The organism is Ruegeria halocynthiae (assembly GCF_900106805.1).
Taxonomy (GTDB): Bacteria; Pseudomonadota; Alphaproteobacteria; order Rhodobacterales; family Rhodobacteraceae; genus Ruegeria; species Ruegeria halocynthiae.
The window spans coordinates 57,945-84,636 of the sequence record NZ_FNNP01000006.1 but is presented as its reverse complement, the minus strand read 5'-3'; the positions used below and the strand labels follow the sequence as shown (position 1 = coordinate 84,636).

Here is a 26,692-nt window from a genome sequence, read left to right as displayed (position 1 = left end):
GGCACAAGTTTCCTCTGTCGCGGTTGGCGAAGGTTAGCGTGCCAAAGCATCGGGTACCACGAGAAAAGATCGCCGAAACGCTTAGTTTTAACAACGGCGGTTAAGCGGGACCTTCCTGACGTTCGCTGTACTTGCACCAATGACCGCTGTGCGGGACATAGCAGCCGTTCGGCATCGGCGAGCCAAGGTCTGCTTTGTGCTCTTCGCGACAGCAGCGAAAAGCAGTCCTTCGTTGCACGTGCAACACGACTTGGCTTAAGTGACAAATCCGGGCAGTCATTACACTAAAGGCCCAGTTACTCTATTACGCCAAAGCAAATAGCCTCTGCATTTATACAGACGTCGAAGGTTTCCCTATTGTGTGCAAGAATAGGCATGTCTTAGTTGCCTAAGAATTCGAAGCCGGGCTTGTTGTTCCTCTAACGACGCACTCCAGCTCACAACAGATTCTGAAGGGTGCTGGTTCGTCTGAAGTAATGTAGTCGGTGAATCTTTCACCTGCTAGCTTCCCGATTGCTTCAGCCGGGATACGAACGGTTGTGAGGCCGGGTTCTATGTCTGATGACCCTTTGAAATCTCCGATGCCGATAATCGACAGGTTGTCAGGAACTTTCAAACCAAGATTTTGCGCCGCAAACAATGCGCCCTGCGCGATAACGTCATTTCCGCAAAGCAATCCAGTAGGTCGAGATCGTTTCGTCAAAAGAGTTATTGCTGCCTGCTTAGCCTGAGAGACACTGTAGGGGGCTTCCGATTCATGCTCATCTGGCACGGAAACGCCCATTTTAGACAGCGCTTCATGTACCGCCGAAAGTCGATGCTGCGCGCGGTCGTTACCATCGGTTTTGGGAAAGATCAGCCCAATGTTCCGATGCCCCAGGTTCAGAAGATGCTCTGCCGCAAGGCGCCCGGCTAACCGGTTGTCCGCCCCAACACAAGGAAGGGTGGAATCCTCTGCGTAATTCCAAATCGCAAGTGCCGGTGTTTTTTGCTGTTCAATCAAACGGGCAGTGGCCTCTGAATGTTCCAATCCAACCAGCGCCACGCCGTCCACACGATGTTCCAACAGCTTGCGAACCATCGCGTATTCCCGGTCAAGATCATACCCGTGCGATGCCAACAACAGGCTGAACCCATCTCTATCGATCGAATCCGAAAAGGCCTGAATGACTTCGGCGAAAATGGCATGGTTGATTGTGGGCACCACAAGACCGATTGTTCCCGATCGTTTACCATGCATCGTTTGCGCCGCGCGATTTCGGATGTAGCCCAGTCTTTGAATAGCCCTGTTTATCTTTTTGCGAGTCGCAGGGTTCACCAGATCCGGGTGATTAAAGGTGCGCGAAACTGTGGATGGTGAAACTTTTGCGGCCTTTGCGACCGCTACTATATCCACCTTACCCTTTTGAAAATTAGCCATAATATCCTCCCATTTGGTCGAATTTATGAAAACATTTGCAATACTATTTTCATCGCCTACCCTGATTTGTCAACAAAAGTAAAAGTGTGAACCAACGGGTTGGGAGGCCCTGAATGGAATTCATTTATTACTTCGGAGATGTGTTCACACCGCTGTCGTTTCTGCTGCTGCTTGGCGGCACGATTGGCGGGCTGATCCTGGGCGCGACGCCGGGACTGTCGCCTACAATGGCCGTTGCGCTCCTCATACCGTTTACTTTCCAATTGGAGGCGGCTCAGGGACTGATCTTGCTGGGTGCTGCATACACCTCGACCGTGGCCGGTGGTGCAGTTAGCGCCATTCTGCTCAAGATACCCGGCGCTCCAGCGAATATCGCCACGACGCTGGACGGTCACACCATGGCCAAAAAGGGCGAAGGTGCCCGCGCGTTGCAACTGTCGTTTCTGGCATCTGCCGTAGGCGGCATCTTTGGTGTGCTGTTGCTGATCTTTCTGACCCCGGTTCTGGCACAATGGGCGCTGGCCTTTGGCCCCTCGCACTTGTTCTGGCTGGCAATTCTGGGCGTGACGGTGATCGGGACGCTGGATTCCGCTTCGGTCGTCAAGGGGCTGCTGTCGGGGTGTATCGGGTTGTGGCTGGCCACCATCGGGTTCGATGACATCATGGGCGCGCAGCGGTTCATCTTTCATCCCGCTTTGGGCGGCGGCATCAACATCATCGCTGCGCTGATCGGTCTGTTCGCGATTCCGCAGGTCCTGACGATGTTTGCCAAAGGCCGCCAAACGGATGGTGCTGAGGTGATCGAAGTTCAACGCCATTCGATCCTTGCCGCATTTCGGGAACTGTTTAGCCGGACACGGGCTTTGACCATTGGTACGCTGACCGGCTCGATCATTGGCCTGATCCCGGGTGTGGGCGGGCAGATCGCCGGGCTGGTTGCCTATGATCAATCCAAGAAGTTCTCATCGGAAAAAGAAAAGTTCGGCACTGGCCATTCCGAAGGCGTGATCGCCGCGGAATCCGCCAATAACGCGATGGTCGGCCCATCCTTGGTGCCCTTACTGACGCTTTCGATCCCGGGCAGCCCAACAGCCGCCGTTCTATTGGGTGGATTGTTGATCCATGGGATTTTCCCGGGCTCGGACCTATTCGACAACCATCCCGATGTCGCCTGGACTTTCATCAACTCCATGCTGATCGGGCAGGTGCTGATGTGCATCTTCGGTCTTTACGTGGCTGGACTTGCGGCGCGTGTCGCCCAGGTGCCGCAATCAGTTATGGCCGCCATCGTTTTGGCCTTGTCAGTCTTTGGTGCCTATTCGGTGCAGGGCTCGATGGGTGACGTCTATGTGATGGCGTGTCTCGGCATTGGCATGTTCTTTCTGGAGCGTTTCGGCTTTTCGGCGGCCCCCTTGGTTCTGGGCCTGATCCTCGGGCCGATTGCCGAGGCGAACTTTATCCAAGGCGGAATGATCGCTGACGCCACTGTCGGCAAGGCGTCGTACTTCATGACCGGTGGGTTGAACCTGCTGCTGATCGCGGTGGTGTTGGCTTCGATCGCTTACTCGGTCTGGATGGAATTGCGCCACCGTCGCTACACCACCAAAGAGGAGGCGCAGGCATGAACCGCTCACAGCACATATTTGGGTCGGGTCTGGTTTTTGCAGTAGGTCTCTGGGTGACCTGGGTCAGCTACACCCAGCAACCGGCAGAGGCGTTCCTTTTCCCGCGACTTATCGCATCCGTTTTTGTGGTTTTGGCCGGCTGGACATTTGGCAAAGCGGTGATGGGATTGTCCAAGGTTGGAAACGGCGTGACACGCACCATGTTCTTGAACATGCTGCCCGGTCTGATCATCACTTTGATCTATGTTTTCTGGGCGGCCAAGTCGCTGGGTTTCTACACCGCGACATCCGTCGCCTTTTTCATCCTGCTGTCGATCTACGATCCCGCCCCGCACAGCGAGGCTAAAAGCTGGATCAAACGAGGAATCATAACGGTGATCTTTGTGGCGGTGATGTACGGGCTCTTTGCCATGCTGCTGAACGTCTACACACCAAAGGAAATTCTGTTCTGACCACGCGAGTGACGTGGCGGAACCTAATCTGGGAGGAAACGCAAATGAAACGAGTGATTGCTGGGGCAGCATTAGCCCTTATGAGCCTGACCGGCGCAGCTGTGCCTGAGGAATATCCGGAACGGCCGCTTATGATGATGGTTAGCTACGGTGCGGGTGGCGCGACTGATTTTCAGGCGCGGATCGTCACCATGACCGCCGGGAATGAGGATGCGTTGGGTATGCCCATCGCCATCATCAACAAGCCTGGTGCCGGTGGGCGCGTAGGCTGGAACTGGTTCGCCACACAGGCTGATCCAGACGGCTATACGCTGGCAGCCTATAATGTCCCGCATTTCATCGCCCAATCGATCAAGGGTGGTGTGGAGTATTCGACCGATAGCTTTGAGCCCATCGCAAACTGGGGCGCAGATCCGGCTGTGTTTGTGGTTGGCGCCGACAGTGAATTCAACTCGATGGAGGATGTCGTCGCCTATGCCAAGGAAAATCCCGGCAAGCTGACCGTATCCGGCGCCGGACTTTTTGTTGGCCACCACATCGCTGCCCTGCAGATCGACAAGGCCGCGGGAACAAAGATGGCATATATCCCGACCAAAGGCGGCGGAGCGGCGGCCATGAAAGCGGTGATCGCCGGTGAAGTCATGGGCGGTATCAACAATCTGTCCGATGCGTTCCGCGCACAAGAGGCGGGCAACGTCAAAATCCTTGGTGTGGCAGACTTGGAGCGCAGCGCTTTCCTGCCGGGCGTGCCAACGATGATGGAACAGGGACTGGAAGTGGATAACTCGTCTGTCAACTTCCGGGGTGTGATGGTGCCCAAGGGAACGCCGCCTGAGGTGATCGAGAAACTGGCCGCCACTGTGCCCGAGATGTTCGCAAATTCACGTGTCTCCAAGAAGATGGAAGCAGGTGGATCGCCCATGCACATCATGACACGCGACGAAGTGATCGAGATGTGGGCGCAACGCCAGCAGACTCTGAACGAATTGCTTGCCGGTCTCTGATCCGGTCGTTCCTTACGGGGCGGGGAAAGCCCGCCCCAATCAAACAATCGAGGACCAAGATGAACGCTCAAGATGGGGTTTCCCCTGAAATTGCTGAATTAGATCGTATCGTAGCACGTGCGCGTAAAGCTCAGGCGGCTTTCGAAGCTGATGGCAGTCAGGCGCTTTATGACAAAGCAGCACTTGCAGCGGGATGGGCCATCATGGAACCGGCGCGCAATCGGGCACTGGCAGAAATGGCGGTTGAGACCACCGGCCTGGGCAACGTGCCCGACAAGATTACCAAGAACCACCGCAAGACCCTTGGCCTGTTGCGCGATATCGCAGATGCGAAGACCTACGGCATCATCAGCGATGACCCATTAACCGGCATTTCAGAAATAGCGCGTCCCATCGGCGTGATCGGCGCGGTTGTGCCGTCGACCAACCCGGCTGCAACGCCCGCGAACAACATCATCAATGCGCTAAAGGGCGGCAACGCCATCGTGGTGGCGCCCTCCCCCAAGGGCGTGGCATCCTGCGAGATGCTGATTGGGTTCATTCACACAGAATTCGACAAACTGGGTTTGTATCGCGATCTGGTTCAGATGATCCCGGCCCCCGGTTCAAAGGCCAAGACACAGCGGCTGATGGAAACAGTTGATCGGGTGATCTGCACTGGCAGTCAAAACAATGTTCACCGCGCGCAATCTTGTGGCACCCCTGCGGTTGCCGTTGGTGCGGGCAACGTTACGGTGATTGTGGATGAGACCGCTGATCTGCAAGCGGCCGCTGCCAAGATCGCCGCCTCAAAATCCTTTGACAACGCAACTTCGTGCTCCTCTGAGAATTCGGTGGTTGTGCTGGACGCGGTCTATGACGCCTTTGTCGCAGCGATGGCTACAGAGGGCGGTGCATTGGTGCCGTCTTCCGGTGCAAGTGACATCATCGCGCGGCTCTGGCCCGACGGTCACCTCAACCGTTCAGTTATTGCGCAAGATGCCGACAAGATGCTCGAAGCTTTGGGGATGGCGGGTAAAGTACCCGACGGCACCAAGTTTCTGGCCGTGGAAACGGACGGAATAGGCCCGGATCATCCTTTGTCCGGGGAAAAACTCAGCCGAGTTCTAGCACTCTTTCGCGCTGCAGATTTCGAAGACGCCAAGGCCACCGCCGCCCGTATTTTGGCGCATCAGGGGGCGGGGCATTCAGTTGGCATACATACCGAAGACGACTCGCGTGCGGTTGGGTTGGGTCGTGACCTGCCCACCTGCCGGGTCATCGTAAATCAGGCGCATACTTTTGCCACTGGCGGCAGCTTTACCAACGGATTGCCCTTTTCCCTGTCGATGGGCTGCGGCAGCTGGGGGGGGAATTCCATCGACACCAACCTGCATTGGCGGCATTTCGTCCAAACCACCAAAATCGTGCGTGAAACATCGCCGCGCGAACCTGGGCTGGACGAAGTATTCGGCAGCTACTGGTCGGAGGCCGGGCAATGATGGAACCGCCCAAAGGGACCGTCCGCGACTGGCTGAACCAAAGGGCAAGTCAGGGAGGAACCGGTTTCGTTTTCCCTGACGGGGCACCGGACCTGAGCTGGGGTGACTTGCGCGAAACAGCCCACCGCATCGCAGTCATGCTAACGGATTTGGGTGTGGCAAAAGGCGAAAGTGTCGCCATCCTCTACCCCAATTGCCGTGAAGCGCTGGAGGTCCTTTTCGGCGTTCTCTACGGAGGATTTCGGGCCACGATGATTAACCTTGTCGCGGGTGACAACGCCGTAGCCTACGCGCTGGAACACAGTGGTGCACGCTATAGCTTTGTACACCCCAGACAAACGGAATTATTCGAACGAACAGCCGATCCTGCCAGGATAACACCGCTGCATGCGGCAGATGCCACCAACATCGACGGCAATTTGCATAGCATCTCTTCCGATAATCATGCGCTGTTGATGTATACGTCCGGCACGACCGGACGCCCCAAGGGCGTGGTCCACACGCATTCCAGCCTGTTGGCCGGGGGCTGGACGACTACAATAGCGCACAAGCTGTCCGAGGCTGATCGCGGGTTTTGCGTTTTGCCGATCTACCACATCAACGGGCTGTGCGTGACAGTCATGGGAACACTTGTGTCAGGCGGGTCATTGGCCATGTGTGACCGGTTTTCGGTCAGCCGATTCTGGAACAATCTGAGTAAAGTCGAGGCGACCTGGTTTTCAGTCGTGCCCACCATTATTTCTCACCTGCTGCACTCTGACACCAAGCCGGATGCCCAAACCCGCCAGCGGGTGCGTTTCGGGCGTTCTGCATCTTCTGCACTGGCACCCGACGTGCAACGCGCGTTCGAAGACCGGTTCCAAATCCCGATCATTGAGACCATGGGGCTTACGGAGACCGCAGCACAAATATTGTCCAACCCATTGCCACCCGGTATTCGCAAAATTGGCTCCCCGGGTATTGCTTTCGGCAACGAGGCGGCAATCTTCGACGCACATTGTCAGCCGGTATCACGCGAAACGGAAGGCGAATTGGTAATACGCGGACCAAACGTCATGTTGGAATACCTAAAAAACCCTGAAGCAACGACAGATACGTTTACCGACGATGGCTGGTTGCGCACCGGTGATCTCGCCCGCATGGATGAGGACGGTTATGTATATGTCACCGGTCGGCTGAAAGAATTGATCATCAAAGGCGGCGAAAACATCGCCCCGCGCGAGATCGACGAGGCGCTTTACTCTCACCCCGATGTTGTGGAAGCAGCGGCATTTGCCCGCCCCTGTCACAGCTACGGCGAAACCGTCGAGGCAGCGGTAAAAATTCGCGAAGGTTCGAAATTGACGCCCATGGAGCTGTCCAAGATTTGCGAAGCCCAATTAGGTCGTTTCAAATCGCCCGATGAAGTCCATATCTTGCTTGATCTTCCTAAGGGGCCGTCAGGGAAAATCCAAAGAAACAGGATACTCGAGATCGTTAACGAGAAGGCTGGTAACTCACCTATCTGAACATCCACGACACTGTTTGCCAGAAAGTCCAATGTCCGCGTTGGCGAAGTTGCACTGCAGCACCGACGATGTGGTCAAATGGCAGCTAGGGACCGTCCTGACCAACGCCAATGTCAGCAATCTGCGCTTCGCGGTCGCTCATGCCTAGTGCAGCATCTGTCGCTCTGGGCTCAAAGCTGACATCTATCACCTATCGTTCCTCAAAAAAAAAGCCGGGCCATCAGGCCCGGCAGTCCAACAGGGAGGTGCATGTCATAACCCGGACATGCGCGGGTTGGGAGTAGTCTAAAGATACCTCAAGAGTATCACTTTGATCCAAGTCAATCCACCATTAGTCAAGCAACAAGGCGATATCCGCCCGATTCTGTGACCAAAAGGCGCGCATTCGAGGGATCGGGTTCGATCTTCTGGCGCAGGCGATAGATATGGGTTTCAAGCGTGTGCGTCGTGACACCGGCATTGTAGCCCCAGACCTCGTGCAACAGGACATCACGTGCAACAACTCCGTCTGTTGATCGATAGAGGAACTTGAGAATGTTCGTTTCTTTCTCAGTCAGGCGGATCTTGCGGTCATCCTCAGTCATCAGCATCTTCATCGCGGGCTTGAACGTGTAGGGCCCCAGAACAAATACCGCATCCTCGGATTGCTCGTGCTGGCGCAACTGGGCCCGAATACGGGCCAGAAGGACAGGGAATTTGAAAGGCTTGCTAACATAGTCATTCGCACCGGCATCCAGACCCAAGATGGTATCGGCATCGCTGTCATGTCCGGTCAGCATCAGAACCGGGCTTTTGACACCCTGTTTGCGCATCAGGCGGCACAGCTCGCGCCCGTCCGTGTCGGGCAGGCCGACGTCCAGAATGACCAGATCGTAGATCGCCTCGCGCGCACGCTCCATCGCGGATGCGCCGTCGAACGCTTCGAACACGTCGAAGTCTTCGGTCATCACAAGTTGCTCACTGAGCGCCTCGCGCAGGTCTTCGTCATCATCCACCAGCAGGATTTTCTTGAGCTGAGCCATGTCCGGTCCTCCTAAGCCTTTTCCATCACTTGCGTACGAAGAATGCAATCAGCAAGATTTACTGCACTGGTCTCACGCCCTCGTGTCTGACGCATAGGAATTGTTTCACATTTCCCACTGATCGGGGTAGGAAAAGGTCTGATCGTTACAGGGTAACATGCATGAGTCTCACTCCTGACATCACCGAATTGCTGGCGCGAGCGCGGGCTGATCTTCGTATGGGCGTCCCGGTGGCTCTGACGGATGACCTGGGGTTCAATGTATTGGCCCTGGCTTCGGAAACACTCAGCCCGCAAAGATTGGCCGATCTGCGCGCCTTGGGCGGCGAACCCGTTGTGGCCATCACCGTTCGACGCGCCGAAACGCTGAAAGCGCGCGTCTATGATGGCGATCTGGCTCGGGTTGTAATTCCGGCCGATGCAGGGCTCAGCTGGGTTCAGGCTGTAGCTGATCCATCTGATGACTTGAACGCACCCATGAAAGGGCCGCTGATGACACAGCGGCAAGGGAGCGCAAATCTGCACCGGATCGCAATTGCTCTGGCCAAATCGGCACATCTGCTGCCTGCGGCTGTGGTGATCCCCATCGAAAACGGTCGCGCGTTCGCCGCGACACATGGCCTGACCTGTATCGACCATACGCGTGCGGCACCTCATCTGACTGATCGCAGCACCCTGCACCCGGTCGTCGCCGCGCGCCTGCCGATGGAGGTGTCCGAGGCCGGTCGGCTGCATGTATTCCGCCCCGAAGACGGCGGAGAGGAGCACTATGCCGTCGAAATCGGCCGCCCTGATCGTGACAAACCCGTGCTTGCCCGGCTGCATTCAGCCTGTTTCACCGGCGACCTAATGGGCAGTCTGAAATGTGACTGCGGCCCTCAGCTGCGCGGAGCCCTCACCCAGATGGGGGCCGAGGGCGCAGGTGTTCTGCTCTATCTGAATCAGGAAGGACGCGGGATCGGGCTGGCCAATAAGATGCGGGCCTATTTCCTGCAGGATCAGGGTTTTGACACTGTCGAGGCCAATCACCGGCTTGGGTTCGAAGATGATGAACGGGATTTTCGGCTCGGCTCGGACATCCTGAAATCTCTGGGATTCAGTTCAGTGCGTCTGCTGACTAACAATCCTGCAAAGATCGCGATGATGGAACGAGCTGGTATCGCCGTTTCTGAACGCGTTCCGTTGAAGGTGGGCGAGACCGACTTCAACCGCGCATATCTGGCGACCAAAGCAGCAAAATCAGGCCATTTGCTGTGACCCCAAACGATCTGGTTCTGACGCCGCATGGTGTTCGGTTTCAGGGGCATGTGTTTCCTTGTTCCATAGGCAAGGGAGGGGTGAGTCTGAGCAAGAAGGAAGGCGACGGGGCGACGCCGGCGGGTGTGCATACCATCGTGGGACTGCTTTTTCGTGCTGATCGAATGCCATGTCCGGCGCCTTGGGCACGGCCGATCGGGCCGCGTGATTTCTGGTCGGACGACGTTAAAGACGTTGCCTACAACCATCTGGTTCGCGCGCCCCATAGGTACAGCCATGAAAGTTTGCGTCGCGCTGATCCGCTATACGATCTGATACTGATAACCGACTGGAATTATCCCGACGCAACCCCAGGCAGAGGGTCGGCCATTTTCCTGCATCAATGGCGGCGGCCACGTTATCCGACCGAAGGCTGCATAGCCTTCCGGCGCGACCATCTGCGGTGGATTGCCCAGCAGGCTGTGCCGGGTACACGGCTGATCATTCCTGCGGTCTGACACGCGCCCCAAAAATGGCAGAACCAACGCGGACGTGGGTCGCGCCCAACGTAATGGCAGATTCGAAATCGCCGCTCATTCCCATCGACAGCCCGTCCAACCCGTTCCGCTCAGCAATTCTTGCCAGAAGCGCAAAATGCAATGCGGGTTCCTCATCGACCGGAGGTATGCACATCAAACCCCGGACCGGCAGATCGAGGCCGCGACACTCGGCTATGAACGTGTCTGCATCCGCCGGAAAAACACCAGCCTTCTGATCCTCTTCACCGGTATTAATCTGAATGAACAACTCGGGACAGGTGCCCATCTCTTGCGCTAATCTCGCCAGTGACTTGGCCAATTTTGGCCGGTCGACTGAATGGATGGCATCGCAAAGTTCGATCGCCTGCCGGGCCTTGTTGGTTTGCAATGGACCTATCAGATGCAGGGCTACGTCCGGAAAGCGCTCTCGGAAGGTGGGCCACTTTCCAGCGGCTTCCTGCACCCGGTTTTCCCCGAAACACCTGTGGCCCTGCTCCAGCACGGCCTCGACCCGATCGTTGGGTTGCACCTTGGACACCGCAATCAATTGCACCGATCCTTCGGCTCGTCCGGCTGCGGATTCAGCTTTGGTGATACGGTCGGTGATATCTTGCAGCGACATGGGGTCCCTCATTCTGCGTTTGCCGCAGCAAAACACCATGTTGGCACAAAAGAAAAGGGCAGGCCCGAAGACCTGCCCTTAAACCTTGCGGTTCAGATCAACTTAGAAGTTGAACTGAGCACCGAAGTCAGCTTGGGTGACGCTCTCGCCGTCGCCGCGCTTGTTGGTGCCGATACCACCGCGCAGCGATGCACCGCCGCCCAGGTCGTAGATGGCGCCAACAGCGATCTGACGAAGGTCATCGTCAGCCGAACCGTCGCCGTATACGAACTGCAGGGTAGTCGCTGTACCCAGGTTGTACGCAGCCGACAGACCGTATGCGGTACCGTTGCGAGATTCTGCAGCAACGTCATCGTCCGCTACGAACAGAGTACCCGAGAAGTCACCGAATTCTGCGCCCAGGGCCAGAACGGTCAGGCTCTGCTTGTCCAGATCGCCAACCGATTTGGTCTGACCGTAGATGATTTCTGCAGAGAAGTTGTTGAAGGTATAGGCAGCGCCGATATCCCAACGGTCTGCATCAACGGTATCCGAACCGTCAGCAGCGGTTTCTGCGAACGTACGCTGGTCGTAAGACGCGCCGAACGAGAAATCACCAACCGAGTAGTTTACGTACACGGCGTTAGCACCGGAACCCGTGCTGGAATAGCCCAGGAAGCTATAGTCAACACCAGAGTACTGACCAGCAAACAGTTCCAGACCAACTTCTGTACCGTAGTAGTTGATGCCGTTGTCAAACGCACCCGCCACGTTGCCCGCGTCTACACGCAGACCACCGTAAATGACAGAGAAGCGAGCGCCGTTCAGACCAGCTGAATTTGCTTCGCCGTTGCCGGCATCTTCGTCTGCCTGCAGACGAACACGGCCTTCGAAGCGAACGCCACCGTCGGTTTCAACGATGCCGTCGATGTTCAGACGGAAACGCGAAACCAGGATGGTGTCGTCGGTGTCGACGCCTTCCGCGGTTTCAGCAGTAACGTCGGCGTCGGTGACGACTGCAACGGTGTCAACGTCACCGGTGCGGTCTTCAACGTAGCCAATACCAAAACGACCGTAACCGCTGAAATTCACTTCAGCTGCTTCGGCTGCAACGCCTGCGGTCGCGATCAGCGCCGTCGTTGCGAAGAGAACTTTTTTCATCTTGTTTCCCTCGGTTTCAAAAAAAGAGTTATCTACTCGACACATACCAAGGCATATGTCTCAGCACGGTCATCGTTTCGCTCTTTTTGCCCCCTCGGCGCAAGCTCGGCATAAATGAAAAGGCGTCATTCGGATCAGATTGGTGCAAGGATGCCACAGTCACTTTCTGCCCCCCCTGACGCAAAGGGTACCTACATTTCAAAAGAATAGGGTTGTTGCAGAAAGGGTCCTTGGCTAGGAGTATGCCTCAACGATGCACAACCAGTGAAACAGGACCTGCTTACAATGCGCCTGCCGACGTTTTTGGGTTTGATCATACTGACCGCAACACTTTCTGCGTGCGGGCAGAATCGGAGCACTTCTACGACGAGTAATCCCAATCTCGTCAGGGGCAACACCGAAGAGCGCGAACTGAGCGACCCGAATCGTTCGACGATCTGGGATGTGTTCGGTCCGAACAGCTCGGAACAGGTCACTCAGGTGAATCGCTATTTGTGGTCTGCCTCGCTGGATGTTCTCAACTTCCTACCCATACAGGAGGTTGATCCGTTCACCGGCGTTATCATAACGGGTTACGGTACACCTCCGGGTGGCGGGCGGTCTTATCGGGCGACGGTACATATCAGTGATCCCGCGCTGGAGGCACGTTCGCTCTCTGTTGCGCTTCAGACCAGCGGTGGGTCTCCGGTCAGCGCGGCAACCACACGTGCGGTCGAGGACGCGATCCTGTCCAGAGCGCGTCAGCTGCGCATTGCGGACAACAAGTTCTAGCAACCTGCCGAAAATCACATTATGACCACGCCGGGTTCCTACCCGGCGTTTTCATTTACGAAGGACCGCACGATGTCTCGCTACTCGGCCACCGAAATCGAAGCAAAATGGCAAGAGGCCTGGGACAAGGCCGGAATCTTCACTGCCAACCACAAGGCGGACAAGCCGAAATACTATGTGCTTGAGATGTTCCCCTACCCTTCCGGGCGAATCCACATGGGGCATGTGCGTAACTATACGATGGGTGATGTGATCGCACGGCACAAGCTGGCGACGGGGCACAACGTGCTGCACCCGATGGGCTGGGACGCATTCGGTATGCCGGCGGAAAATGCCGCGATGGCCATTGGTGGCCACCCCAAAGACTGGACCTATGGCAACATCGCTGACATGCGCGGACAGATGAAGCCCTTGGGGCTGTCGATCGATTGGTCGCGTGAATTTGCAACATGCGACCCGGAGTATTACGGCCAGCAACAGGCTTTGTTCCTCGATATGCTCGAGGCCGGGCTGGTTTACCGCAAGAACGCCGTGGTGAATTGGGACCCGGTCGACATGACTGTTCTGGCCAATGAGCAGGTGGAAAACGGGCGGGGCTGGCGCTCGGGTGCACTGGTCGAACGACGCGAACTGACTCAATGGTTCTTCAAAATCTCGGATTATTCCGAAGAATTGCTCGACGCGCTGGACACATTGGACAACTGGCCCGCCAAAGTTCGGCTGATGCAGGAAAACTGGATCGGCAAGTCGCGCGGTTTGCAATTCGGATTCGAACGTACCGATGGTGGAGAGCCGATCACCGTCTATACGACACGCCCCGACACACTGCTGGGTGCGTCTTTCGTCGGTATCTCGCCGGATCATCCGATTGCAAAACAACTGGAAGCCGAAAGTCCAGAAGTAGCTGAATTCGTGGCAGAATGCCGCAAAGGTGGGACAACCGAAGAAGCCATCGACACCGCCGAGAAGCTGGGCTATGATACCGGCATTCGGGTCAAGCATCCCCTGGACCCGAATTGGGAACTGCCGGTCTGGATCGCCAACTTCATCCTGATGGATTATGGCACCGGCGCGATCTTCGCCTGCCCGGCACATGACCAGCGCGACCTCGACTTCTGCCGCAAATACGGCCTGCCCGTGGTCGACACGTTCTTTGCGCTGGATGATGACACCCCGGTCGACAAAATCGCGTTCGTTCCCCCGAAGACCGAAAAGGTCCGCTGGGTGAATCACTTCGCGGGCCTTAGTGAAGCCACAGGTGATGAGGCTATCAATACCACAGTCGATTTCGCTGAAAAGGCCGGCTGGGGCGAGGGGGTCACCAAGTATCGCCTGCGCGACTGGGGTCTCAGCCGCCAGCGTTATTGGGGTTGCCCGATTCCCGTGGTTCACTGCGAAAAATGCGGGACGGTGCCTGAGAAGAAAGAGAAGCTGCCGATTCAGTTGCCCTATGACGATGGCGCCGGCAGACCCATCGACTTCTCGATTCCCGGCAACCCGCTGGATCGCCACCTGAGTTGGCGCGACACGCCATGCCCATCCTGCGGCGCACCAGCCAAGCGCGAAACTGACACGATGGACACATTCGTCGATTCGTCTTGGTATTTCGCTCGTTTCACCGCGCCGCGTGCCGAAACACCCACCGATCTTGCCGAAGCCGAATACTGGATGAATGTCGACCAGTATATCGGCGGGATTGAGCACGCGATTCTACACCTGCTCTATTCGCGTTTCTTCGCGCGGGCGATGAACATCACTGGTCACCTGCCGATAAAGGCAATCGAACCATTCGATGCACTGTTCACCCAAGGCATGGTGACTCACGAAATTTACCAAACACGCGATGGCAATGGCCGACCGGTCTATCATCTGCCCGAGGACGTGACCGACGGCAAACTGACCGACGGCACTGAGGTCGAAATCATTCCCTCGGCCAAGATGTCGAAATCGAAAAAGAACGTTGTGGACCCGGTCAGCATCATCTCGGCCTTTGGGGCAGACACAGCGCGCTGGTTCGTGTTATCCGATTCGCCGCCCGAGCGGGACGTCGAATGGACGGCCTCGGGCGCGGAAGCCGCTTTCAAGCACCTAAGCCGTGTACACCGTATCGCCTCCGAAATTGCCGGGTCGAATGTGCCGGACAACGCAGCAGACGAAAGCCTGCTGCGCGAAATGCACAAGGCGATCCACGACGTGTCCGGCGGTGTTGAATCCTTTGGTTTCAACGCCTCGATCGCAAAGCTCTATGCGTTCACCAACACACTGGCGAAATCCAACGCAGGCAGCGCCACCAAGCGCGAAGCGGTTAAAACCTTGGCACAGCTGATGTCTCCCATGACCCCGCACTTGTCTGAGGAACTCTGGCAGATGCTGGGCGGTGAAGGTCTGGTAGCGACTGCACCATGGCCAGTCGCTGATGAAGCTATGTTGGTCGATGACACCGTGACCCTGCCGATCCAGATCAATGGCAAGCGCCGCGCGGAAATCAGCGTTGCCAAGGATTTGGACAAGGCAGAGGTTGAAAAAATCGCGCTCAGCACCGAAGCTGTGCAAAAGGCGCTGGCTGGCGCCACACCTAAAAAAGTGATCGTTGTTCCGGGACGGATCGTCAATGTCGTCGTTTAATCGCAGAACCCTGTTGTTGATGCCACTGGCGCTTGCCGCCTGCGGGTTCGAGCCCGTTTATGCACCCGGCGGATCGGGCTCGGCGCTGAATGGCAAGGTTGAGGTCTCGGCTCCGAATACTGTCGAGAGCTTTCTGCTCGTCCAGAATCTGGAACGTCAGCTGGGCCGCAGCGCCACCTCGGGCAATGCGTATAAGCTGGATGTGAAGGTTTCGACAAACACGCGCAGGACCTCGATCACCACCGCCAACGAGACCAACCGCTATACCATAGACGGCAGCGCCACCTATGCCTTGAAATCGAACGCAACGGGGCAAATCATTGCCTCGGGGTCGGTCAGCGATTTCGTCGGCTATTCTGCCGCAGGTTCAACCGTGTCGACTCTGGCCGACGAACGCGACGCAACAGAGCGCCTGATGGTCATTCTGTCGGACCAGATCGTGAATCGCCTTTACGCAACACCAGGTCTGCCCGCATGAAGTTAAGCCCGCGTGAGGCCGAAGGATACTTCGCCAAGCCGGACACCGACAAGGCCGGGTTGCTGATCTATGGGGCAGACGTGATGCGCGTTGCCCTGAAACGTCAACAGGTATTGGCCGCTTTGCTGGGTCCCGGCGCCGAAGAGGAAATGCGCCTGACCCGCATTCCCGGTGCGGACCTGCGCAGCGATCCTGCCCTGTTGCTTGATGCGGTCAAGGCAGTCGGTTTTTTCCCCGGCCCACGCGCGGTATTTGTCGAAGACTCCACCGATGTGGCCGCGCCTGCGATCCTGGCGGCACTCGAAGACTGGGGCTATGGCGATGCGCAGATCATTGTGACAGCCGGGCAGCTCAAACCCAGTTCGAAAATCCGCAAGGCTTTCGAAACGAACCCGGCGGCCTATGCAGTCGGCATTTATGACGACCCGCCTTCGCGCGCCGAGGTTGAACGCATCCTGACACAGGCCGGATTGCAGAATATCCCGCGCGATTCGATGTCGGCCCTCAGCGAACTTGCTTTGGGGCTAAGCCCCGGAGATTTTACCCAAACTGTTGAGAAGCTGTCACTTTACAAGCAGGGCGACTCGGCTGAGCTGACCATCGAAGACATCGAGGCCTGCGCACCACGATCAACCGAGGCAGCGCTGGATGACGTTCTGAACGTGATTGCCGAAGGCCGCGCGCCGGAAATCGGCCCGCTGATCCGGCGGCTGCAGGCACAGGGCACCAATGGGGTGAGCCTGTGTATCGGTGCCACGCGGCACTTCCGGACGCTGTATGCCTGCGCTTCTGATCCGGGTGGCGCTGCGCAAGGAATCGGTAAGCTACGCCCCCCGGTCTATGGCAAGCGACGCGATCGGATATTGCGACAGGCGCAAGGATGGGGGGCGCCGAAATTGCAAACCGCTTTGACGGTGTTGACTGATACGGACCTGTCTTTGCGTTCGGCAGGTCAAACTGCACCTGCCATGGCGCTTGTAGAGCGGGCCATGATCCGTCTGGCTATGCTGGCCCGGTCGGGTTGAAGCCTAGCGTTCCAGCCAGGCGACCGCCGACTGCCCGGCCCAACGTCCGGTTGCCAGACACGCAGTTAACAAATAGCCCCCTGTTGGGGCTTCCCAATCCAACATCTCACCCGCGCAAAATACGCCCGGTAACGCGGACAGCATCAAGCCACGGTCCAAGGCACCGCGCCCGACACCGCCAGCGGTCGAGATTGCCTCATCCATCGGGCGAAGGTCCGCGTTGAGCACAGGCAACCGCTTGATTGCGCAAGCTTCATCCAACTTAGGTAAACCGCACCGCTTTTTCATTTCGTGAAACAGCGCAATTTTCTGTGGCGGCAGGTGTAACGTCTTTTTTAACCACTGAGATAATGTGGTTTTGGGATTCTTCGACGCAAGGCGCGCCAGCAAATCCTTCTCGCCCAGATCGGGCAGCAAATCCACGAAGAGAGGATCGCCACCACGCAGGGCGGGAGTAAGTGAATAAAGACCTCCACCCTCTAAGCCCCTGGCGGAAATTGTGGCTTCGCCTCGGCTGTCCAACGCGCCAGCCATCCAGCGCACCGACTTTAGAGCCGAGCCGAAATGAGGTTGCATGTATTGACTCCAGTCGACCGACAGAGCTGCATTTGCAGGTTCAAACGGGGATAAGGTGACGCCTTTATCCGCAAGCCATGGAGCCCACGCACCATCCGCCCCCAGCCGCGCCCAACTGGCGCCGCCCAATGCCAGAACCGTTGCATCGGGTGTGAAAAGCCGCTCACCAGCTGGGGTGTCAAACACCAGCGCCCCGTCTTGCCATCCCTGCCAGCGCCATCGTGTCCTGATCTCAACACCAGTCTGATCCAGCCGCGCCAGCCAGGCCCGCAACAAGGGCGAGGCCTTCATCACCTTCGGAAACACGCGACCCGTTGAGCCTGTGAACATCTCCTGCCCCAGGTCACTGGCCCAAGCCATGACCGCCTGTGCGTCAAACGCGCGGACCATCGGGTGCAACCAATCCTCGGCACCCCCATAAGCGCCCATAAACGTGTCAAAAGATTCGTCTTTGGTCAGGTTCAGACCAGATTTCCCCGCCATCAAAAATTTGCGCGCGACCGAAGACTTGGCTTCGGCCACAAGAACCTCATGCCCTGCAGCAGCAAGTTGTTCGGCGGCCATCAGCCCCGCCGGCCCTGCCCCGATGACCATGGTTTGCGCCATTACGTTCCTCTTGCCCTGCGCACACTTCAGCGCGAAGTTAGCTCGTGGCAAATTCCGATCCGATCTGCCCGCTCTGCGACCGCCCGATCCCCGAAGGCGTTGGCAGCCTGCACCATCTGATCCCAAAGCTCAAAGGAGGCAAGGGCGGACCCACCGTTTTGTTGCACCAGATCTGCCACAAAGAGGTGCACGCAACTCTGACCGAGGCGGAATTGGCGCGCAATTTCAACACCATTGAAGCGTTACGCGCCCACCCGAGACTTAACAATTTCCTGAACTGGGTCCGCAAACGCCCACCCGGATTTCGCTCAAAAGTGCCGGGCAAACGGCGCGTGCGTTGATCAGGCCGGACGCCACGGATCGCCAAATGCATCCGTTTGCGGCTCGGCCAGACCCTCGATTTCGATGCCAAGGTAATCGGGTACCGGCGCAAACCGGGCATTGGGGATGTGCTGAAACTCCAGTGTGGTATAGGGCCGCTTCCAAAGCCACTCACGATTCTCAACGGCCCAGAGATCAGAACTGGGTGGTTCATCCCGTGTGAAGGCATAGAAATGCAGATCAAACCCGTATGGTTCGACATCCTGCAGCGACAGCAGTGACATGCCCAACGAACGGCAAAATGCATCCTCGGCGGCGATATCTCCGGTGCGCAATGTGATCTGGCCGATACAGGCCTTGGCAAATGGGGCATCTGGGCTGGCAGTGTTGTCAGCCCGATTGTCTTCGAAATCATGCTGCAGAAGCTCAATCGTGAAACCTTCGGGATCGTTAAGATGACACATATAACCGATATCCAGAAACTGGCCCGGATCACTGACCGGAGTGCCCTTCTGGCGCAGGGCCTCGACGGCAAGATCAACATCCGGCAGCGTGATACCGATCTTCCAGTAGCGTTGTCCGCGGTCATGGTGGTAACCACCGCCACCTGGCACTAGTAGAAGATCGGCATCCTCCCCAGGATATCCCACACGACGAATGGCACCTTCGATCCGGACAGACATGCCCAGCACATCACGATAGAACGCCGCCAGAACATCCGGGTTCGACACACGCAATTGCAGCGCAGCCATCCTCATGGGCACAATCCGGCAATGCCTGCAGCAATCGATGGGTCTGCGGACAGGCTGTCAGCCACCAGCTCGTGTGCAGTGGGCATCAACTGGTCAGGCTCAACCACCCGATCGACCAACCCAAAGCTGTACGCTTCTACGGCCGAAATCTTTTGCCCGGCCATCAAGATCATCTTGGTTCTGGACGGGCCGATCAGTGCAGCCATCCGCTTAGGATCAGAGGGCTGAGGCAGAAAACCCAACTTCATGACCGGATAGAAGAACTTGGCCGACTGGACTGCAATACGCAAATCACACGCCAGAACCATACCGTTGGCCCCACCTGCCAATGTGCCGTTAAGCGCTGCCACCGTCAGGCAGGGCAACGCGGCAATCGCACTCGAGAGTTGTTCCCACAGATTTGAGGTCGCAAGACCCGCTCGCGCTTCCTCAAGGTCTGCACCTGCGCTGAATACCCGGCCCGCGCCGGTCAGGATCAATGCGCGTGCTTCGGTTGCCGCTTCTGCGATGCGGACCAGTTCGCCCAGCATCGCTGAGGTAAGCGCATTGGCTTTTTCTGGGTTGTTCAACGTGACCGTCCACAACCCATCATCTTGCGTCAGCTCGATCACGTCAGACCAACCCGTTTGCGGATGTCTTCATTGCGCAGTGATATCTCGGTTCCCAGAAACTCATCCGCATCCGTTGAACACATCCACATCAGCGCCCGTGCGGGCCAATCTGCGGGAATGTGATCGTCCCAATCCAGTTGGCTGACAGGGTTGATACCGCTGGCCTTGATCACCCGCTGCATGTCGGTGGCCACGGTACCTGGCGACAGGCCCATGGCGCGGATGCCGTGATGCGCCTCTTCCAGATGAACGCATTCTGTTAACATCTTTGCCCCAGCCTTGGATGCACAATAGTGGCTCCAGGCTTCGACCGGATTCGACGCTGCACCAGACGAGACGGTCAATACCGTCCCACCGCCTGCGGCCCGCATGATGGGCAAGGCCGCGCGCATCCCATAAAAAATACCTTTCAGATTGATGTCGATTGCCTGGCTCCAGGCCTGAGTGTCTGCATTCGACAAATGAAAGATCGGGTCAATCACGCCAGCATTTCCGATCAGCACGTCCAAACCGCCAAATCGGTCGATGCAATCGGCAACCGTCTGTTCGACCTGCGCGAAATCACTGACATCGCAGGCCAGCGCGATTGCATTGTCACCTAGCGCTGCGGCCAGTGCGCCGATCTGATCACGGCTACGTGCGACCAATGCCACATTGGCACCGGCTGCGGCAAAAACGCGCCCGGCTTCGGCCCCAATGCCCCGGCTGGCCCCTGTGATCAGTACGGTTTTCCCTTGCATATGCATCGTTTGAATCCCTGCGCTTGAAATTGTGTTAACTGGTACCCCGCAAATGGGGAATTGGTCCACCCCTTACCCCTTGACGCTGGCCGCCACAGGCACGACGATGCGCGCAAATTGATCAAGAAGGGTTCTCTTATGACTGTTTTCCTTCGCCGTGGCTGCGGTGCGGCCCTGGCTTATGCTGTTGCCACACAAGGCGTGTTTGCAGATGTCACCGCCAATGACGTATGGGCCGATTGGCAGGCCTATCTGGGCGGCATGGGGTATGACGTAACCGGTGAGCAGAACGTATCGGGCAGTGTCACAACCATCTCGAACATGACAATGGCCATGGCGATACCTGACACCGAAGGCACGTTCGATATGGTCATCCCCGAGATGACGCTGACCGAGAATGGCGATGGCACGGTTAATATCGGCTTCCCGGCCAGCTTTCCGATGAGCATTTCGGGTGAGGCTGAGGATGAGACATTCTCGGCAGATCTGATTTACTCGCACGATGCTCTGGAAATGGTTGTGTCGGGCACCCCCGAAAACATGACTTACGATTACAGCGCAAACAGCCTGAACCTGGCACTGGATTCGCTGGAATTTGACGGTGAGACCGTGACAGATGACATGCTGGCCTTGAATGTCCAGATGAATGAGATTGCGGGCTCATCCCAGATGGAGATCGGCGAAAAGCGCGATATCGCCCAGCAGTTTACCGCTAGTAGCCTGTCTTATGATGTCGCCTTTAACGAACCCGAAAGCGAAGATACGGGCCGGATCAGCGGCAAGTTGGGTGACCTAAAATTTGACGGCGACACGATCATTCCACCCGGAATCGACGTGTCCAACGTACAAGACATCTACAAGGCCGGGTTTGCCGCATCAGGCACCTTTACTTATGCCTCGGGCAGCACCGAAATGGCGGGTACTTCGGAAGGTGAGCCGTTCTCGCTCAGCAGCAGTTCCGAAGGTGGCAGCTTCACCGGCAGCATTGATGCACAGCGGCTTGTTTACGATCTTGCGCAAAACGGCACAAAATTGGCGGTCACAACCGCCGATCTACCGTTCCCGATCGAAATGGCGATGGCCAATGCTGGGCTGAAGTTTGAGTTCCCTGTTCAGGCTTCTGAAGAAATCCAACCCTTCGGATTCGGCATGAACCTGACCGATTTCACCATGTCCGACATATTGTGGAGCATGATTGACCCCGCAGGCACCCTGCCCCGCGATCCGGCGACAATTGCGCTGGACACTACCGGCACAGCCAAGGTTCTGGTCGATTTCATGGATCCCGAAGCGGTAGAAGAGCTTGAGACATCTGATGTGGCCCCGGGCGAGCTGCATTCGCTGAAGATCAACGAATTGCTTGTATCACTGGTTGGGGCCGAGTTGACCGGAGATGGTGACTTCGCGTTCGACAATTCGAATACCGAAGAGTTTGATGGCCTGCCCGCCCCATCAGGCGTTGCCAATCTGAAACTTGTTGGTGCCAATGCCCTGCTCGACAAGTTGATCGGCATGGGCCTTGTCTCGGAAAACGATGCGCTTGGTGCCCGTATGATGATGGGTCTGATGGCTGTTCCCGGCGAAGAACCGGACACATTGAACTCGAAAATCGAGTTCACCGAGGACGGACAGATCCTGGCCAACGGTCAGCGGATCAAGTGATACACAAATTGGGAAAGGCCGCATCTGCGGCCCTTCCTGCCTGAGGCACATATCGCTATTGGGCTGCAGGCCTTGCGGGACGGACAGTCCGAGGCTAGGTCCAGTACAACCAGACCGGAGGCCTCATGACCCGAACACCTCAAAACATCAGCGAAGAACTTTTGGATGCCGCCCGCGTGGCCGGCGCCGAAGCAGCCGATGCCATTGTTATTGATGGCTCATCCGTGTCTGTCGAGGTACGCGGTGGTGCGTTGGAACATGCCGAGCGCTCGGAAGCAACGGATCTGGGACTGCGGGTGTTTCTTGGCAAACAGCAGGCGATCGTTTCCAGTTCTGACAGCCGCGCCGAGACCCTCATGGCGATGGCAGAACGGGCGGTTGCCATGGCGCGTGAAGCCCCCGAAGACCCGTTTACCGGTTTGGCGGCTCCTGACCAGTTGATCTCTGACTGGGACGTAGACGCGCTTGAGCTGTTTGACCCGACGCCTGAGCCTAGTGCCGAAGCTTTGATGCAGGATGCGCTGGCCGCCGAAGCAGCAGCATTGGACGTCTCCGGAGTATCCCAGGTTTCCGATGCGGCGGCCGCTTATGGCACCCACCGGGTCCATCTTGCAGCCACAAATGGCTTTTCCGGTGGCTATTTACGCAGCAGCCGGTCAACCTCATGCGTTGCTATTTCGGGCGAAGGCACCGGAATGGAGCGTGACTATGATGGTGACAGCCGCACCTTTCAGTCCGACCTGCGCAACCCCACCGAAATTGGCCGCACAGCTGGCGAGCGCGCGATCCAGATCGTCGGCGCCCGCAAGCCGCAGACCGGCAGTTTCCCGGTCGTGTTCGACGAACGCATCTCCTCATCTCTGATTGGCCATCTTCTGGCGGCCAGCAACGGCGCTGCGATTGCGCGCGGAGCGTCGTGGCTGAAGGAAAGCCTCGGACAACAGGTTTTACCGTCGCATCTGTCGCTGATCGAAGACCCAGCTCGCCCGCGCATTTCCGGCTCTCGCCCATTTGATGCCGAAGGATTAGCAACCCGGCGCAGGGCAATCATTGAAGATGGCGTGCTCACCGGGTGGACACTGGATCTGTCCAGCGCCCGCAAATTGGGGATGAGTTCCACTGGGAATGCCGCACGCGGTGTTTCAGGACCACCATCGCCCAGCAACTGGAATCTCAGCCTGACTCAGGGCGATAAAACCCGCACTGATTTAATGCGCGACATGGGAACCGGGCTTTTGATCACCTCGATGATCGGGTCGACCATCAATCCGAACACCGGTGATTATTCCCGTGGTGCCTCGGGCTTTTGGGTGGAAAACGGTGAGATCACGCATCCTGTCAACGAATGCACCATTGCGGGTAATCTACGCGACATGCTGATGCGGGTCATTCCAGCAAACGATGCGCGGCCTTACCTTTCGCGCGTTGTGCCGTCGCTGTTGATCGAAGGGATGACACTTGCCGGCAACTGACCTGTCTCTGCTGATCGACGCTGCGCGCGAGGCCGGAAAGATCGCCACGCGATATTCGGGACCCCAAGCCCAGCGCTGGGAAAAGCCCGAAGGCGCAGGCCCGGTGACCGAGGCCGATCTGGCCGTCAACGCGATGCTTGAACGCGATCTGCAGGCCGCCCGCCCGAACTATGGCTGGCTGAGTGAAGAGACCGAAGATTCCCCCGACCGCCTGAGCCGCGAACGGGTGTTCGTTATCGACCCGATCGATGGTACACGCAGCTTCGCCGAAGGATCTCGTACCTGGGCTCATTCGCTGGCCGTGGCCGAACACGGTGAGGTTACCGCGGCCGCCATCTACCTGCCCCAGCGCGATCTGCTGTACGCCGCCGCAAAGGGGCATGGTGCAACGCTGAACGGCGCAGATATTCATGTTTCGGGGCAGGTGCACTTGTCTGAGGCCGAGATTCTGGCCGCAAAACCCAATCTTGATCCGCGCCACTGGCTGTCCGGGGTCGCTCCGGACTTTCGCCGTGTCTATCGCCCGTCGCTGGCCTATCGGATGGCGCTGGTCGCCCAAGGGCGGTTTGACGGGATGCTGACGCTACGACCGAGTTGGGAGTGGGATATCGCCGCCGGTGATCTGATCCTGCGCGAGGCGGGCGGGATATGCACAGATCGTCTGGGGCAGCCTCTGCGGTTCAATAACCCCCATCCGCGTCTGAATGGCGTCGTAGCGGCGGGCGTTGAGGTGCACGCAGGCCTTCACGCCCGGCTTGACCCGAACGGAGCCGGAATTTTGGCATGAGCAAACCGCGATCTCTCAGCCTCGCGGCCTACCGGGTTTTGTCCTGGGGTGTACCGCAAAGCTCGGGCCATTCGGACACAGCACGCCCCGAAGGCGAAGTACTTTGGGTGCATGTCAGTGCTCCGGACCGGCTGCGCGCGGTCGATGATTGCTGCCACCGCCTGCTGTCCGTTCGTCCCGGCCTGTCACTGCTGCTGACCGCTCCACCCGAGGCAGATCTGTCAGAATGGGGAGACTGCGGCACACCAATCCTGAAGTTGCCGGCCGAACACACCGGATCGGCGCGCGCTTTTCTGGACCACTGGCGCCCCGATATGGGGCTTTGGTTTGGCGGCGGGCTGATGCCGAACATCATCACCCGCGCACAGGAACGAGATATTCTGCTGATCTTGCTGGAAGCTGCGGTTGATGTGAACACCGCACGGGGTGGGCGCTGGCTACCGGATATCACCCGATATACTCTGGATTGCTTTAAGGCGATTATTGCCCCCGACAACGAGACCGCTCGCCAGATTCGGCGATTGGGGGTCAACTCGGCAAAAATTTCGGTCACGCCTCCGCTGCACATCAGCCCCAATCCTAGCCCCTGGCCCGAGGATGAGTTGATCGAGACCAACCATACGCTGGCCGGGCGCCCGGTTTGGCTAGCGGCATGGGTGCAGGATAAAGAGTTCATTTCGGTCCTCAGCGCGCATCGGCAAGCGTTGCGGATGCTGCCACGTCTCGCCCTGATCTTGCATGTTGCGGATATGTCCGAGGCAGCGCCACTATACAAACGCCTCGAGGCAATGGACCTGAGATGCGCCAACTGGGATGACGGCCACCCGATCGAGGACACCACGCAGGTGATCCTGTCAGCCGGGGCCGAGGATCTGGGCCTGTGGCATCGGGTGTCAGCGGTCACCTTCATGGGCAGCTCACTGGAACGCGACGCGGGGGGGCATGATCCACTGACTGCGGTCGCTCTGGGATCAGCGGTGATCCATGGCCCCCATGTCAGCAAGTACCGCAGCCTTTATGACCGGCTGGATCAGGCCAAAGCCGCGCTGACAATAAAGTCTGCAACCGAGCTGGGCGATGGTGTTGTCGAGTTGCTGGCTCCTGACCGCACTGCCGACATGGCGCTGGCCGGATGGCAGATTGTCACCGAAGGCGCACCTCAGGCGGACCAGTTGATCGAAATGGTGCAGGACACACTGGACCAGCGGAGAGCCCAAGATGCGCGCACCTGACTTCTGGAATTCGGACCCTGACCAGCTGGACCTGCGAGCCCGGCTGCTGGCCCCGCTGGGCCGTCTCTATGCCTTGGCTACGGCCCGTCGAATGGCAAAGGGGCAAGGGGTTTCACCCGGCGTTCCCGTAATTTGTGTCGGAAACCTGAACGCAGGCGGTACCGGCAAGACACCCACTGTAATCTGGGTACTGGACTATCTGAGAGGCATCTGGCACCGGCCGCATGTCGTCACACGTGGTCATGGCGGCTCGGTGGAAGGCCCGGTGCAGGTTGACCCCCGCAAGCACACCGCGGCTCAGGTGGGTGATGAACCCCTGTTGCTTGCCGCGTTCGCCGATGTCTGGGTTGCCAAGGATCGCGCCGCAGGTGTGCAGGCAGCCGTGGCAGCGGGGGCGACTGCGATTGTCTTGGATGACGGTTACCAGAACCCCGCGGTCGCCAAGGATTTCTCGATCATCGTCGTGGACGCAGCCCGGGGGTTTGGGAATGGCCTCTGCCTGCCTGCCGGGTCACTTCGAGAACCTGTGGCTATCGGATTGAAACGGGCGGATCTTGTGCTATCGCTCGGGAACGCCGAAGCGCAATCCCTGTTTGCAAAACGATGGGGTCACGCCCTGACACTGCCCCATGCCATGGGTGCGGTGCGCGCCCTTCAAACCGGCATGGACTGGAGCGACACGCCTGTTCTGGCCTTTGCCGGGATCGGCTATCCGGAAAAGTTTTTTGAAACACTGCGCCAACAAGGCGCAAGACTGCTGCGAGCTGAGGCGCTGGATGACCATCAACCGTTGACCTCTGCCCTGATGAGCCGATTGGAAAACGAAGCCAAAGCGCTGCGTGCGCAGCTGGTTACAACCGAGAAAGACGCGGTTCGACTGCCCGCCACCTTCCGCAGCAAAGTCCTGACCCTGCCGGTCCGGCTACAGATCGATCAGGATGAAAAGCTCAGGGAAATGCTGACCCGCGTGGCACCCTCACCTTAAG

At 57.8% G+C, this 26,692-nt stretch carries 25 protein-coding genes; 17 read left to right on the top strand and 8 right to left on the bottom strand.

What is annotated here, in order from left to right; genetic code table 11:
* Positions 1 to 388: 388 nt before the first annotated feature.
* Positions 389 to 1,420, bottom strand: coding sequence for a LacI family DNA-binding transcriptional regulator (locus BLU89_RS15125; RefSeq protein ID WP_074737686.1), 1,032 nt, complete (start codon positions 1,418 to 1,420; stop codon positions 389 to 391).
* A gap of 113 nt (positions 1,421 to 1,533) precedes the next feature.
* On the opposite strand from BLU89_RS15125, the gene BLU89_RS15120 reads away from it, so the two are divergent.
* From BLU89_RS15120 to BLU89_RS15100, 5 genes are read left to right on the top strand one after another with little or no spacing between them, the layout of a single operon-like run.
* Positions 1,534 to 3,045, top strand: a complete 1,512-nt coding sequence (locus tag BLU89_RS15120; RefSeq protein WP_074737685.1) for a tripartite tricarboxylate transporter permease — start codon at positions 1,534 to 1,536, stop codon at positions 3,043 to 3,045.
* Entirely contained in the window at positions 3,042 to 3,497 is a 456-nt protein-coding gene (locus BLU89_RS15115) for a tripartite tricarboxylate transporter TctB family protein (protein WP_074737684.1), read from the top strand. The genes BLU89_RS15120 and BLU89_RS15115 overlap by 4 nt, the downstream gene beginning before the upstream one ends.
* 44 nt (positions 3,498 to 3,541) lie before the next feature.
* Entirely contained in the window at positions 3,542 to 4,501 is a 960-nt protein-coding gene (locus BLU89_RS15110; RefSeq protein WP_074737683.1) for a tripartite tricarboxylate transporter substrate binding protein, read from the top strand.
* A 59-nt stretch (positions 4,502 to 4,560) separates the two neighbouring features.
* Positions 4,561 to 5,982 (top strand): acylating sulfoacetaldehyde dehydrogenase, encoded by a 1,422-nt coding sequence (sauS, locus tag BLU89_RS15105; RefSeq protein ID WP_074737682.1) that lies wholly within the window; start codon positions 4,561 to 4,563, stop codon positions 5,980 to 5,982.
* Entirely contained in the window at positions 5,979 to 7,490 is a 1,512-nt protein-coding gene (locus BLU89_RS15100; protein WP_074737681.1) for an AMP-binding protein, read from the top strand. Before sauS ends, BLU89_RS15100 begins: the two co-directional genes overlap by 4 nt.
* A 335-nt stretch (positions 7,491 to 7,825) precedes the next feature.
* Here BLU89_RS15100 and BLU89_RS15095 read toward each other — a convergent pair whose 3' ends face one another.
* Positions 7,826 to 8,512 (bottom strand): response regulator transcription factor, encoded by a 687-nt coding sequence (locus tag BLU89_RS15095; RefSeq protein WP_074737680.1) that lies wholly within the window; start codon positions 8,510 to 8,512, stop codon positions 7,826 to 7,828.
* A 161-nt stretch (positions 8,513 to 8,673) separates the two neighbouring features.
* On the opposite strand from BLU89_RS15095, the gene ribA reads away from it, so the two are divergent.
* A complete protein-coding gene (gene ribA / locus BLU89_RS15090; RefSeq protein WP_074737679.1) occupies positions 8,674 to 9,768 on the top strand; it encodes a GTP cyclohydrolase II in 1,095 nt (364 codons plus the stop codon).
* Positions 9,765 to 10,265: a L,D-transpeptidase family protein gene (locus BLU89_RS15085; protein ID WP_074737678.1), complete on the top strand. Its 501-nt coding sequence runs from the start codon at positions 9,765 to 9,767 to the stop codon at positions 10,263 to 10,265. The genes ribA and BLU89_RS15085 overlap by 4 nt, the downstream gene beginning before the upstream one ends.
* On the opposite strand, the gene BLU89_RS15080 is transcribed toward BLU89_RS15085, so the two are convergent.
* A complete protein-coding gene (locus BLU89_RS15080; RefSeq protein ID WP_074737677.1) occupies positions 10,249 to 10,908 on the bottom strand; it encodes a YggS family pyridoxal phosphate-dependent enzyme in 660 nt (219 codons plus the stop codon). The two genes, BLU89_RS15085 and BLU89_RS15080, sit on opposite strands and share 17 nt — an antisense overlap.
* Before the next feature lie 102 nt (positions 10,909 to 11,010).
* The gene (locus tag BLU89_RS15075) at positions 11,011 to 12,048 is read right to left on the bottom strand and encodes a porin (protein ID WP_074737676.1); all 1,038 of its coding nucleotides are present in this window, start codon (positions 12,046 to 12,048) and stop codon (positions 11,011 to 11,013) included.
* Positions 12,049 to 12,333: 285 nt separating this feature from the next.
* Between BLU89_RS15075 and BLU89_RS15070 the strand changes: the two genes are divergently transcribed.
* The 4 genes from BLU89_RS15070 (at position 12,334) to holA (ending at position 16,947) form a co-directional block, all read left to right on the top strand.
* On the top strand, positions 12,334 to 12,819 hold the full coding sequence (locus BLU89_RS15070) for a DUF3576 domain-containing protein (protein WP_074737675.1): 486 nt from the start codon (positions 12,334 to 12,336) through the stop codon (positions 12,817 to 12,819).
* 72 nt (positions 12,820 to 12,891) lie between these two features.
* Positions 12,892 to 15,444, top strand: coding sequence for a leucine--tRNA ligase (gene leuS, locus BLU89_RS15065; RefSeq protein WP_074737780.1), 2,553 nt, complete (start codon positions 12,892 to 12,894; stop codon positions 15,442 to 15,444).
* Positions 15,431 to 15,922 (top strand): LPS assembly lipoprotein LptE, encoded by a 492-nt coding sequence (gene lptE / locus BLU89_RS15060; RefSeq protein WP_074737674.1) that lies wholly within the window; start codon positions 15,431 to 15,433, stop codon positions 15,920 to 15,922. Before leuS ends, lptE begins: the two co-directional genes overlap by 14 nt.
* A complete protein-coding gene (holA, locus tag BLU89_RS15055; RefSeq protein ID WP_074737673.1) occupies positions 15,919 to 16,947 on the top strand; it encodes a DNA polymerase III subunit delta in 1,029 nt (342 codons plus the stop codon). Before lptE ends, holA begins: the two co-directional genes overlap by 4 nt.
* A gap of 3 nt (positions 16,948 to 16,950) precedes the next feature.
* On the opposite strand, the gene BLU89_RS15050 is transcribed toward holA, so the two are convergent.
* Positions 16,951 to 18,129 (bottom strand): TIGR03862 family flavoprotein, encoded by a 1,179-nt coding sequence (locus tag BLU89_RS15050; protein ID WP_074737672.1) that lies wholly within the window; start codon positions 18,127 to 18,129, stop codon positions 16,951 to 16,953.
* Positions 18,130 to 18,173: 44 nt separating this feature from the next.
* On the opposite strand from BLU89_RS15050, the gene BLU89_RS15045 reads away from it, so the two are divergent.
* Positions 18,174 to 18,470, top strand: a complete 297-nt coding sequence (locus tag BLU89_RS15045) for an HNH endonuclease (protein WP_074737671.1) — start codon at positions 18,174 to 18,176, stop codon at positions 18,468 to 18,470.
* Here BLU89_RS15045 and BLU89_RS15040 read toward each other — a convergent pair whose 3' ends face one another.
* The 3 genes from BLU89_RS15040 to BLU89_RS15030 are packed head-to-tail and all read right to left on the bottom strand — an operon-like array spanning position 18,471 to position 20,559.
* Positions 18,471 to 19,208, bottom strand: coding sequence for a VOC family protein (locus BLU89_RS15040; protein WP_074737670.1), 738 nt, complete (start codon positions 19,206 to 19,208; stop codon positions 18,471 to 18,473).
* On the bottom strand, positions 19,205 to 19,813 hold the full coding sequence (locus BLU89_RS15035; protein WP_074737669.1) for an enoyl-CoA hydratase/isomerase family protein: 609 nt from the start codon (positions 19,811 to 19,813) through the stop codon (positions 19,205 to 19,207). Before BLU89_RS15035 ends, BLU89_RS15040 begins: the two co-directional genes overlap by 4 nt.
* Entirely contained in the window at positions 19,810 to 20,559 is a 750-nt protein-coding gene (locus BLU89_RS15030) for an SDR family oxidoreductase (RefSeq protein WP_074737668.1), read from the bottom strand. The genes BLU89_RS15035 and BLU89_RS15030 overlap by 4 nt, the downstream gene beginning before the upstream one ends.
* Before the next feature lie 132 nt (positions 20,560 to 20,691).
* On the opposite strand from BLU89_RS15030, the gene BLU89_RS15025 reads away from it, so the two are divergent.
* From BLU89_RS15025 to lpxK, 5 genes are all read left to right on the top strand, one after another.
* The gene (locus BLU89_RS15025) at positions 20,692 to 22,215 is read left to right on the top strand and encodes a DUF2125 domain-containing protein (RefSeq protein WP_074737667.1); all 1,524 of its coding nucleotides are present in this window, start codon (positions 20,692 to 20,694) and stop codon (positions 22,213 to 22,215) included.
* A gap of 125 nt (positions 22,216 to 22,340) precedes the next feature.
* Complete coding sequence (locus BLU89_RS15020) at positions 22,341 to 23,687, top strand: TldD/PmbA family protein (RefSeq protein ID WP_074737666.1); 1,347 nt, start codon at positions 22,341 to 22,343, stop codon at positions 23,685 to 23,687.
* The gene (locus tag BLU89_RS15015) at positions 23,674 to 24,474 is read left to right on the top strand and encodes a 3'(2'),5'-bisphosphate nucleotidase CysQ (RefSeq protein ID WP_074737665.1); all 801 of its coding nucleotides are present in this window, start codon (positions 23,674 to 23,676) and stop codon (positions 24,472 to 24,474) included. The genes BLU89_RS15020 and BLU89_RS15015 overlap by 14 nt, the downstream gene beginning before the upstream one ends.
* The gene (locus BLU89_RS15010; RefSeq protein WP_074737664.1) at positions 24,471 to 25,706 is read left to right on the top strand and encodes a 3-deoxy-D-manno-octulosonic acid transferase; all 1,236 of its coding nucleotides are present in this window, start codon (positions 24,471 to 24,473) and stop codon (positions 25,704 to 25,706) included. Before BLU89_RS15015 ends, BLU89_RS15010 begins: the two co-directional genes overlap by 4 nt.
* Positions 25,693 to 26,691: a tetraacyldisaccharide 4'-kinase gene (gene lpxK, locus BLU89_RS15005; protein WP_074737663.1), complete on the top strand. Its 999-nt coding sequence runs from the start codon at positions 25,693 to 25,695 to the stop codon at positions 26,689 to 26,691. Before BLU89_RS15010 ends, lpxK begins: the two co-directional genes overlap by 14 nt.
* Position 26,692: the final 1 nt, after the last annotated feature.